The following is a 12,085-nucleotide window of genomic DNA, read 5'->3' on the forward strand; positions in this document are numbered from 1 at the left end:
CCTACCCGTTACGCATTAGGTGATTTAGCTTTAGCATACTTAATCAAGATGCTTTTTAACCTCTCCATATCAATGGGCTTGGCCAAAAACTCATCAATACCAGCAAGTTTGGCATTGGTAATATCCTCCTTAAAAGCACTGGCAGAAACAGCTATAATGGGGGTTTTGTTGGCTTTATACTTATCTGTTTCCCTAATGGCTTTGGTGGCTTCATAACCATCCATATCTGGCATATATATGTCCATAAAAACCATGTCAAAATCCAGTATCTTATACAACTCTACAGCTTCCAATCCATTTTTAACAAACGTACAGTCTGCCCCCTGCTGTTCCAATAAAAATTTAATGGCTTTTTGGTTCATCCTGTTATCTTCTGCAACAAGCACATTAAACTTTTCTACCAATACAGGGTTATAGGCTTCTTCGTCGGCTTTAACATTAAGTGTTTTTTTCAACTGTAAACTAAAGTAAAAGGTAGTACCCTCTTGTTCCTTACTTTCCAGTTTTAATTCTCCACCCATTAATTTTACTAGTTGGTATGAAATAGAAAGCCCTATACCACTACTCCTATAATCCCTTCCCGAAGGAGTATTAAATAGTTTTGTGGTATTAAATATCTGCTTAACAGCCTCTGGTGGCATTCCAATACCTGTATCCTTTATATAGAAACTTACAATTTGGTCATCATCAATATTAACCGTTTGGTCTACAATTATAGAAATCTGGCCCGAGTTGGTAAACTTAATTGCATTGCTAATTAAATTAATAAGCACTTGTTGAATTCTAATAGCATCTCCCACCAATAAAAATTTACGTTTGTTGTCTACCAAAAACTTAAAATGGAAAGCCAAACCCTTTTCCCAAGCTTGGTATTCAAACACCTTGAATATATGGCTAAGGTCCAATTTTAAATCCATGGGCTGTAAATTTAGGCTAACATTACCAGCATCAACATCCGCATTATTGGTAATGGTATTTACAAGTTGCAGTAAGTGCTTAGAAGAATATCGTGCTATTTCAACCTGTGCCTTTTGGTCTGTATTTAATTCTGTTTGATCCAACATGTTAAGCATGCCCAAAACAGTACTAAGGGGCGTTCTAATCTCGTAACTCATATTGGCCAAATACACCGCTTGGTAGTCTGCATCCCTACTCGCATTAGCGGCAGTGGTTTTTAACGCTTCAATTCTTTTGTTTAGATTAGACTTTACAAGGTCATTCTTTAACTGGTTCTTAAAGAAATATTGTAAAAAAAAGATTTGCAAAATAACTAATCCAAAGAAAATAAGAGCAATGGTTTTTATGGCAATAACATTGCCTACAAAACAATACCCCAAAAAAAGAACTAGGGCTATAGAAGCAAAAATAACAAACGACAATAATTGCTTTACTTTAATTCGTCTAATACGTGAGGTAATTCCCATAGCTTATAGTCTCTTAAACAAACATATCTATAATTATAATAAATAGCAAAAGTATTATAGCGAATTGAATATTATATGTTGTTTTGTTTTTTTAACTTTATAATCTTGTAAAATTTACGTTTTTTATAAATACAAATTAACATCGCATGCGTATAGAATATGATATAAAGTTAGGGTTTAAAGATGTTATGATCCGGCCCAAAAGGTCTACATTAAAAAGCAGATCGGAGGTTAGTTTAGAACGGGAGTTTAAATTTTTACACAGTCCGCTAACTTGGACAGGCATTCCTATTATGGCGGCCAATATGGATACTGTTGGTACTTTTGAAATGGCCAAGGCCTTATCCTCAAAAAAACTTTTTACAGCCATTCACAAACATTATACAATTACAGATTGGAATGTATTTGCCACAAACCTACCTAAAGGTATAGAAAGCTATATGGCTGTTAGCACGGGTATAAGCAGTCAAGATTCAGAAAAATTAGCTACCATCTTTAAATTCAATCCATATCTGAAATTTATTTGTATTGATGTAGCCAATGGTTATTCAGAACATTTTGCCGATTTTGTAAAGCATACCCGCCAACTCTATCCAGACAAGGTTATTATTGCCGGTAATGTAGTTACTGGAGAAATGGTAGAAGAGCTCTTGCTTTCTGGAGCCGATATTGTTAAAGTAGGTATAGGACCAGGTTCGGTTTGTACAACACGGATAAAAACTGGGGTTGGCTACCCACAACTTTCTGCTATTATAGAATGTGCCGACGCTGCCCATGGCCTTGGTGGACAGATTATAAGTGATGGTGGTTGTACCATACCTGGCGATATTGCTAAAGCTTTTGGAGCAGGAGCCGATTTTGTTATGCTGGGTGGCATGCTAGCTGGGCATACAGAAAGTGGTGGCGAATTGATAGAAAAAAACGGCGAACCATATAGAAAATTTTACGGTATGAGCTCTGCTACTGCTATGAAAAAACATATTGGTGGTGTGGCTGAATACCGTGCCAGTGAAGGCAAAACTGTTGAAGTGCCCTATAAAGGCGATGTTGAAAACACCCTACAAGATATTTTGGGGAGCCTAAGAAGTACCTGTACCTATGTTGGAGCAAGACGTTTAAAAGAATTAACCAAACGTACCACCTTTATTAGAGTAAATGAGCAAGAAAACAGGGTTTATGATTGAGACGGGGAGATTAACGAGTAACAGCTGTTGATGCTTATACCAAGTAAGTCTTATATATTTTGTCTTTTATCTCATGTCTTGTACCTTATATTGCCCTTATTTAACAACTAACGGTCTAAAATCTAAAAAATGAAACAAATAATTACATTCGGTGAAGTTTTAATGCGCCTGTCTCCAGAAGGCAACAAAAAATTTATGCAGGCCAACCTATTGGAATTTTATTTTGGAGGCACCGAAGCCAATGTAGGCATTTCCATTGCCAATTTTGGGGGTAAAGTAAAACATATAAGCTGTGTTTCTAATGATTTTGTTGGTGACACAGCCATTTCCTACCTCCAAAAATTTGGGGTAAGCACATCAGCCATTGTACGTTCTAACAAACCATTAGGGGTTTATTTTTTAGAGGTAGGTGCTGTTATGCGTCCGAGTGCTATTTCATATAACAGATCCCATTCTTCTTTCTCTGATATTCGCCCCGATATGGTAGATTGGGAAAAAATTCTGGGAAAAGCCAAATGGGTACATTGGACGGGTATTACACCTGCCCTATGCCAAGGAGGTTACGATACGCTTAAGGCAGGACTAATAATTGCTAAAGAAAAAGGTATTCCCGTTTCAGCCGACCCTACCTACCGTAACGGACTTTGGAAATATGGAGAGAAACCCAAAGAAGTACTGTCTGACCTCATATCCTATTCCACTATATTCATAGGTGGCATTAATGAAATAAATGAAGTTCTAGAAACCAACTACAACTACTCTAACGAAGATTTCATTGAAGCCAGTAAAAAACTTATGGAACGATTTCCCAACATTGAAAAGGTGTTTGACAAAATTAGGACATCGATTAATGCCTCATGGCATAAAATAAGGGCTCGAATGTGGAATGGCAAAGAATTTAGAGAAACGATTGATTTCGACATTACTCACATTATAGATAGAATTGGTACAGGCGATGCCTTTGCTGCTGGTTTAATTTATGGACTCCAAACATTTGATGATTATAAATCTATGGAGTTTGCCAGTGCTGCCTGTGCACTTAAGCATACTTATGAGGGTGATGTAAATTATGCCACCGTTGATGAAGTTACTGGTATTTTAGAAGGCAATACTTCTGGTAGGGTAAAACGCTAGGCAAAACTAATTCCCTTTACACTATACATATAAAGATCCAGATACATATTAAATCAAGGGTAGCCTTAAGGAAAATTATGGCGCCATAGTTTCACCTAAAGATACCCCTGCCACATAACTACCATCCATAAACAATAGTACAATACTCTCATTACGAGAAACAAAAAGAAATAACACAATTTTTATTAACACATCAATTTAAAATGATAAAAAATATGTATTTTATATTCTTTAATTATTTTAATTACAACCACTTTATTTCAAATAAAAAACACTTAAATTGTACTAATAAAAGTATTGTAAATGGCATTAAAAATTGTAATCTCACATAAAACCAAATATAAGTACGACCGTTCTGTATCTTTATCTCCTCATATTTTCAGGCTCCGTCCTGCACCACATAGCAGAACACCCATAGAGGCATACTCCATTAAAATAAAACCCGAAAATCACTTCTTTAACTGGCAACAAGACCCATTTGGAAACTATATTGCAAGACTTGTTTTCCCCGAAAAAACTACAGAGCTTTCTGTAGATGTTGAAATTATAGCAGATTTAAAAACAATAAACCCTTTTGACTTTTTTGTTGAAAAATATGCCGAAGAGTATCCGTTTCAATATGAAGAAGGCACCAAAAAGGAACTATTACCCTATTTAGAGATTACAGATCATGGGCCCTTGTTGCAGGGATTTCTTAAGACTATAGATCGTACTCCTAGAAAAACCATTTACTTTTTAATTGATATAAACCGAAAAATATATGAATACTTAAGCTACAACATTCGTATGGAACCAGGTGTACAGAGCTGTGAAGAAACTCTGGAAAAGAAAAATGGTTCTTGTAGGGATTTTGCCTGGCTTTTTGTACAGGCACTTCGCCATTTAGGGTTTGGTGCCCGTTTTGTTTCTGGTTACCTAGTACAACTAAAATCTGATGAAAAATCACTAGATGGCCCCTCTGGACCTGAAGAGGATTTTACAGACTTGCATGCCTGGGCAGAAGTATATATACCGGGTGCTGGATGGATAGGTTTTGATGCCACCTCTGGGTTATTGGCAGGTGAAGGACACATTCCGCTGGCCTGTACCCCTTCTTTTGAAAGTGCCGCACCTGTATCGGGGATGACTGATGTTTGTGAAACTGAATTTGAATTTGAAAATTCAGTAAAACGCATTTTTGAATCACCAAGAGTTACCAAACCCTATACAGAAGAGCAATGGAATGCCATATACAAATTAGGTCATAAAGTTGAAAAACAATTGGAAAAAGGAGATGTAAGGCTTACCATGGGAGGTGAACCTACCTTTGTATCTATAGACGATATGGAAGCACCAGAATGGAATACCGAAGCCGATGGTGAACATAAAAGAGACCTAGCCAAAAACCTTTCGGGGAGATTATATGAAGCATTTGGCAAAGGGGGCGTTTTACACCAAGCTCAAGGCAAATGGTACCCTGGAGAGCCCTTGCCAAGATGGCAAATAGAAATATGTTGGCGCAAGGATGGTAAAAATATTTGGCATGATAAAACCCTATTTTCGTTGTTTTCCAACAACCCAAAAACACCCAAAAATGCCGATAAAAAATTCCTAAAAACACTTACCAAGTATTTGGGCATAACCGATAGTACCATCAGGCCCACTTATGAAGACAGTTTCTATTTTCTGTGGCAAGAAGGTAAAATACCGCTGGATGTAGATCCTACAAAAGAAAATGGTAATATGCTGGTTAAAGACAAACTTCAGGAAATTTTAAAAGAAGGGACTTCTAAAGCTGTTGGTTATGTATTACCTTTAAACAATTCTAGGGGTGATTGGTACACGTGTCATTGGGATTTTAGAAGAGAGCATTTGTTCTTAATTCCCGGTAACTCTCCTGTTGGTTTGCGGTTACCACTTGATTCCTTATTAGAAAAACCCGAGTATGAAGAGTTTCCTATATACCAGCCAGATCACTTTTCCAATAAAAAATCCTTGCCAAGCTACAAACGAATTGTTTCTAAGCGGGTCAAAGAGGTTAAAGACCATGGTTTAAAAAATACCAAAACCAATTATTTTATTAGAACAGCTATTTGTACAGAAGTTAGAGATGGCAAACTACACCTGTTTTTACCACCATTGGATAGTGTCGAAATATTTTTAGACTTAATGGCTTCTATTGAAGCTACTGCCAAAGAGCTTGCCATTCCTATTGTTTTAGAAGGCTACGACCCTCCTAAAGACTACAGGTTGGAAGCTCTAAAAGTAACTCCAGACCCAGGTGTTATTGAGGTAAACGTGCACCCTGCTAAAAACTGGGAAGAACTCACTCACAACACTTTAACCCTTTACGAAGAAGCAAAAAAAGCGCGATTGGGCACCGAAAAGTTTATGCTAGACGGCAAACACACTGGTACCGGTGGTGGCAACCACGTAACACTTGGTGGCATTACACCTTCTGATAGTCCGTTACTACGAAAACCTAGTCTGCTACGAAGCCTATTAACATTTTGGCAACACCACCCAGGGCTTTCGTACTTGTTTTCTGGAGCCTTTGTTGGAGCCACTAGTCAGGCTCCAAGAATTGATGAAGCCAGAATGGAAAACCTTTACGAATTGGAAATAGCCTTTAACCAAATACCCAAAAAAGGTAAAGTACCCTTTTGGTTAACTGATAGGCTTTTTCGTCATTTGTTAACAGACCTAACAGGTAATACACACCGTGCCGAATTTTGTATTGACAAACTATACTCTCCCGATTCTTCCTCTGGAAGGTTGGGTATTTTAGAACTGCGGGCTTTTGATATGCCCCCACACCCACAAATGAGCTTAATGCAAAACTTATTGGTAAGAACCCTTATTGCATGGTTCTGGAAAAAACCATATGAACATAAACTCGTGCGTTGGGGTACAGAACTGCATGATAAATTCCTTATAGAACATTTTGTTAGGGAAGACATAAAGGATATTGTTGCACAACTCAACAAAGCAGGCTACAGGTTTAAAGAAGATTGGTTTGATCCATTTTTTGAATTTAGGTTTCCGCTTCATGGTATGGTAGAAATCAATAACATCCACTTAGAACTCAGAGCCGGCATTGAGCCTTGGAATGTTCTAGGCGAAGAAGCTACAGGTACAGGTACAGCCCGGTATGTAGACTCGTCCGTAGAACGCCTACAGGTTAAAGTTTCTAATTTTAATAACGAACGTTATGTGCTAACTTGCAATGGCATTAAAGTAGATTTAAAAAGTACATCGGTAAAAGAACAATATGTTGCTGGGGTAAGATATAAAGCTTGGAACCCCTACTCTGCACTGCACCCAACTATAGATGTAGACACTCCACTTGTGTTTGATATTGTGGATACCTGGAACCGACGTTCTATTGGTGGATGCACCTATTTTGTATCACATCCTGGTGGTCGGTCATATGATACACATCCTGTAAACAGCTTTGAGGCAGAGTCTAGAAGAATTAATCGTTTTTGGGAGTTTGGGCACTCACAAGGCGATGTAGAGAACATTTCTCAAGATATTGATAGCTCTAGCAAAAGTGTTAAACAACAGGGCGGTTTAAAAAAATTCAGATATAAAGTACTTCCAACTAATTTTGAATTCCCAAATACATTAGATTTGCGGAAAAAATAATTTATCTATTGTATGACCATAGATTCTAACATATTATTTCAAAATTATTTTTCCAGCAGGAAAAATTATGATGAGGTTTTAAAGCCTAATATGTCCATTAACCCCAATTGGGAAAAACTGCTTAGCAATTTAACTAGTATGGGTCCCGAAGTTTTGCAATCAAAACAAAACGAGATTAATTGGCTAATGGATGAAAATGGTGTAACCTATAATGTGTACAACGACCCTAAGGGCATGCACCGTGCATGGGAATTGAATATCATTCCTTTTTTAATAAATAAAGAAGAGTGGTGCAACGTAGAAAAAGGCATTAAGCAACGTGCTGAATTATTAAACTTAATTCTTAAAGATATTTATGGCAATCGTAAACTTATAAAAGATGGTATTATACCTCCAGAAATTATTTTTGCTCACCGGGGTTTTTTAAGACAATGCGACCAAATACAATACAAGACCTCTAAACATTTATTAATCTATTCGACCGATTTAGCTAGAGGACCAGATGGTCGTATGTGGGTAGTAAACGATCGTACACAAGCACCATCGGGCATGGGGTATGCTTTAGAAAACAGGTACTCCATGAACCGCATACTTCCTGATGTTTTTAAGGGTATTAATGTAAAGCAACCGTCTAGTTTCTTTTATGATTTCAACCAAATGCTTATTGAAGCAGCACCGCAAAACAAAGAGAACCCTAACATTGTTATTTTAACACCCGGACCGCTTAATGAAACTTATTTTGAGCATGCCTATATGTCGTCATTTCTAGGTTATCCATTAGTAAATGGTAACGACTTGGTGGTTAGAAATGGTAAAGTATGGTTAAAGTCATTAAAAGAGCTTAAACAAGTTGATGTGATTTTAAGACGGGTGGACGATGTGTTTATGGACCCCTTAGAACTTAGGGAAGACTCCTACCTAGGGGTTACAGGATTATTGGATGTTATTAGAAACCAAAACGTATCAATTATAAACCCTATTGGTAGTGGTATTCTGGAAAACTCTGGTTTAATTCCGTTTATGAATGCCATTTGTAATTATTTTTTAAAGGAAGATTTAATCTTGCCACAAATAGCCTCTTGGTGGTGCGGACAGGAAAAAGAGCGCAATTATGTACTTAACAATCTTAAAAACTTAGTAGTTAAGCGTATAGACCGCTCTAATCGCGAAAGTATCTTTTTTTGTGAATTTTTAAATGCTACAGCATTAGAACATTTAAAAGCCAATATTAAAAAGAACCCCTATCGTTTTGTGGCCCAAGAAAAAATATCATTTTCAACAGCACCAGACTTTGTTAACGAGAAATTAGAACCTAGAAAAGTAATGTGCAGGACTTTTGCCATCGCTAAAAAAGGTGACTATAGTGTTATGCCTGGTGGCTTGGTAAGAGTTGCTCCAGAGCGTGAAACATTGTTTGTGTCTAACCAACGTGGTGGTGTAAGTAAGGATTTTTGGATTATAACAGACGAACCGCAAACCAGTATACAAAACTACGCCTGGGATAATACCTGTAGAATTTCCATTTCTGATATTAATGATTTACCTAGCAACACCGCAGAAAACCTATTCTGGTCTGGTAGGTATTTAGGCAGAGCCCTAGTAACAGCCCGCTTTATACGGATGGTGCTTAACAAATTGAACAACGAGCAATACAGCAATAGAAAAACAGAATCTAAAAGTTTGACATTTTTACTGCAATCGCTTACCAATATTACTTCTACCTTTCCTGGATTTGTTGGTAAAGGTAGTGAAGCTCGATTACAAGATCCTGTAAAAGAAATTGTGTCGTTAATGATGGATAAAAACCGTATGGGTAGTTTTGCACAAACCATGACTAGCTTTAACAATTCATACTATTCGCTTAGAAACTTATGGTCTAAAGACATGTGGCGGGTGTTTGATAGCATTCAAAAACTATGGTCTAAATTTAAAGAAGATGATGTTTACACCATTTCTACACTTACCAAATTATTAGATCGTATTATTACTCGTCTTATTGCATTTATGGGACTTATTGAAGAAAGTATTTTGGTGCAACAAGGCTTACTTTTGTACTTTATTGGTTTACAGTTAGAACAAGCCATGATGCAAGTTGCCAAATACCGATCGCTTTTAGTTTTTAATTATGAAGAGCGCTTGCAATATGAAGTTTTAGAGTCGCTGCTATCTACCGATGAAAGCCTGAATATTTATAGATATAGTTACCGATCATACCTAAGTCTTGAAAATGTGATCAACCTTATTTTATTAGATAATGAATACCCAAAATCGTTAACATATAGATTGAAACGTATTCAAAAGGATATTGATAGATTACCACACTCCAAATCGATAGCTGTTACAGAATGTGAACAATTTATTAATAAGGCAAATCTTGAGATTCATAGTTTAAAAATTGATGATTTGGTGACTTTGAACAACGACCAAACATTAAGACAGCATTTGGATGATGTGCTTTCCAATTTAAGCGATTTGCTTCATGAAACGTCGTTGTCCTTATCTAACACTTATTTTAACCACTCATACCAACAAACCCAATTAGTTAACCAAAATTTCCCATTATAGTTATGGTCTTTCAAGTGTTACATACTACTAGTTACAATTATGATAGCGGTGTTACCTTTTGCCATAATATTGCTACCTTAAAACCCAAAACCTTACTTGGACAAACCTTATTGGAGTATAAGTTAGAAATTACCCCAGAGCCAACAGAAATATCTGAGCGTTTAGATTTTTTTGGTAATTCGGTTACACGTTTTTCCATTCAGCAACATCACAAAGAGCTTAAGGTTACAGCCATAAGTAAAGTATTGCGTGATTATAGCTTACAGCCCAATATTCTTGAATCTACTAAGGGGAAAAACATGACCCTACAACAGGGGTTAGAAATATTGAAAACAAAAAATGATTTGGATATTATTAACATCCGACAATATATTTTAGAATCTATATTAATCGCAAGGATTACGGATGACATAAAGGCGTATGCTGAAGTTTCTTTTAGACCAGAGCGATCTATATTTGAAGCTGCCTATGAGCTGATGCAACGTATTTATACGGACTTTGATTTTGATCCTGAGTTTACCAACATAGCAACACCCATCCATGATGTCATGCGAGAAAAAAAAGGTGTTTGCCAAGATTTTGCACAAATAGCCATTGCGTGTGTTCGTTCTGTTGGATTGCCTGCCCGTTACATAAGTGGCTATATAGAAACTTTACCACCCCCAGGCAAGGAAAAAATGATAGGAACAGATGCTTCCCATGCTTGGTTTTCAGTTTATATTCCAACCTTTGGATGGGTGGATTTTGATCCTACCAATAACCAAATGCCAAAAGATCAACATATTATAGTATCCTGGGGAAGAGATTATTACGATGTACCACCCCTTAAAGGTGTTATTTATAGTACTGGAAAAAACAAAATGAAAGTAGCTGTTGATATTAGACCCGCTGAAGAAGTAGCAAATTAAGTAGCTTGTAACTTCCTGCCTTTAGACCCTGTGGAATTTGGGATTAATTCATAAACAAAATCGGGATTTAACAATCCTTCTTCTTTTCTATGTGAAACATAAAGAATGGTAGTGCCACTCTCTCTAGCTATTTTATTTATTAATTCTGAAAACAATCTGGCATCAAAATCATCCAGTCCGTTGGTAGGTTCATCCAAAATAAGGAGGGGTGGGTTTTTAACCATAGCCCGCGCTATCAGTACTAAGCTTTGATGCCCTCTTGATAATGATAAAAAACTTGTTTTTCTAATATCAAACATGTCCAAAATATGCAACCATTGATGGGCTATTTTTATTTGCTGATTGGTAGGGGTTTTGTACAAACCTATGGTATCAAAAAAACCAGATACAATCATATTTCCTATTGAATCCAGGCGCTTAAACCCTCTTAGCATTTCAGAAGAAAAGTAACCAATTTTCTTTTTTATGTCCCAAACACTTTCGCCACTCCCCTTTTTAATTCCAAACAGAGTAATATCCTGTCCATAAGCTTTAGGGTTGTCACCAAATATCATACTTAAAATGGTGCTCTTTCCAGAGCCATTGGGGCCGATTAATTGCCAAAATTCGCCAGAATTGATTTCCCAGTCAATCGCATTTAAAATACATCGCCCACCATATGTTACTGAAACATTAGTAAATTTTGCAATAGGATTTAATTGCTTTGCAGAAGGCCCTTGATATATTGGTAAGGCTACCATAAAGCTTTGGGCGTTATTCGTATTGGGGCTAATTGTGTCTTTTAACCTTACCAACGTCTTATCCTTCAATACATAAGTAGTATTTATAAAATGTAAAATGTCATTTCTTCTATTGGCAATTTGCACAATGGGTATACTATAACTTAATGTTTCTAATGTTTTAGCTATATGGGCTTGTGCCTTAACATCTAAATTTCCAAAAACATCATCAACAATTATATACTCTGGTTTTTGTAATATGATATGGTTAAGCAGGGCTTTTTTGCGTTCTCCCTGTGACGATTTTTGCAAACTGTTTTTGGTTTGGGTAGCAACATCATAATGTCCGTGCTTAATTTCCTCTTCAATGAAGGCATTTAATGTGATTTCAGAAAAAAGAGCGCCTTTTAAGTTTGAAACAGCCTCAATCAAATTGCCATTTATAATACACTCAATAAGCACTTTTTTATTGTCTTTGTTAGAAATGTAAAGTGCTATATGTGTATCCAATGATAGTTCTCTTT

At 36.6% G+C, this 12,085-nt stretch carries 7 protein-coding genes; 5 read left to right on the plus strand and 2 right to left on the minus strand.

Annotated elements, in window-relative coordinates:
* Positions 1-8: 8 nt before the first annotated feature.
* Complete coding sequence (locus tag AC5SR4_RS16175) at positions 9-1,424, minus strand: ATP-binding protein (RefSeq protein WP_495357317.1); 1,416 nt, start codon at positions 1,422-1,424, stop codon at positions 9-11.
* Between the two features lie 146 nt (positions 1,425-1,570).
* Here AC5SR4_RS16175 and AC5SR4_RS16180 point away from each other — a divergent pair, with 146 nt between their 5' ends.
* From AC5SR4_RS16180 to AC5SR4_RS16200, 5 genes are all read left to right on the plus strand, one after another.
* Positions 1,571-2,608 carry a GMP reductase gene (locus AC5SR4_RS16180; protein WP_495357318.1) on the plus strand — a complete coding sequence of 346 codons (1,038 nt, stop codon included), beginning with the start codon at positions 1,571-1,573 and terminating at the stop codon, positions 2,606-2,608.
* Positions 2,609-2,737: 129 nt separating this feature from the next.
* On the plus strand, positions 2,738-3,742 hold the full coding sequence (locus tag AC5SR4_RS16185; RefSeq protein ID WP_495357319.1) for a sugar kinase: 1,005 nt from the start codon (positions 2,738-2,740) through the stop codon (positions 3,740-3,742).
* A 303-nt stretch (positions 3,743-4,045) separates the two neighbouring features.
* Positions 4,046-7,369, plus strand: a complete 3,324-nt coding sequence (locus tag AC5SR4_RS16190; RefSeq protein WP_495357320.1) for a transglutaminase family protein — start codon at positions 4,046-4,048, stop codon at positions 7,367-7,369.
* A gap of 12 nt (positions 7,370-7,381) precedes the next feature.
* Complete coding sequence (locus AC5SR4_RS16195) at positions 7,382-9,934, plus strand: circularly permuted type 2 ATP-grasp protein (protein WP_495357321.1); 2,553 nt, start codon at positions 7,382-7,384, stop codon at positions 9,932-9,934.
* A gap of 2 nt (positions 9,935-9,936) precedes the next feature.
* Entirely contained in the window at positions 9,937-10,842 is a 906-nt protein-coding gene (locus AC5SR4_RS16200) for a transglutaminase family protein (RefSeq protein WP_495357322.1), read from the plus strand.
* Here the strand turns inward: AC5SR4_RS16200 and AC5SR4_RS16205 are convergent.
* Positions 10,839-12,071 (minus strand): ATP-binding cassette domain-containing protein, encoded by a 1,233-nt coding sequence (locus tag AC5SR4_RS16205; RefSeq protein WP_495357323.1) that lies wholly within the window; start codon positions 12,069-12,071, stop codon positions 10,839-10,841. The genes AC5SR4_RS16200 and AC5SR4_RS16205 overlap by 4 nt on opposite strands.
* Positions 12,072-12,085 lie beyond the last annotated feature (14 nt).

Source organism: Aestuariibaculum scopimerae, assembly GCF_059428085.1.

Coding starts and splice junctions, on each gene's coding strand:
- AC5SR4_RS16180 (WP_495357318.1), top strand. CDS start 1,571: ATGCGTATAGAATATGATATAAAGTTAGGGTTTAAAGATGTTATGATC.
- AC5SR4_RS16195 (WP_495357321.1), top strand. CDS start 7,382: ATGACCATAGATTCTAACATATTATTTCAAAATTATTTTTCCAGCAGG.
- AC5SR4_RS16200 (WP_495357322.1), top strand. CDS start 9,937: ATGGTCTTTCAAGTGTTACATACTACTAGTTACAATTATGATAGCGGT.
- AC5SR4_RS16190 (WP_495357320.1), top strand. CDS start 4,046: ATGGCATTAAAAATTGTAATCTCACATAAAACCAAATATAAGTACGAC.
- AC5SR4_RS16185 (WP_495357319.1), top strand. CDS start 2,738: ATGAAACAAATAATTACATTCGGTGAAGTTTTAATGCGCCTGTCTCCA.
- AC5SR4_RS16175 (WP_495357317.1), bottom strand. CDS start 1,424: ATGGGAATTACCTCACGTATTAGACGAATTAAAGTAAAGCAATTATTG.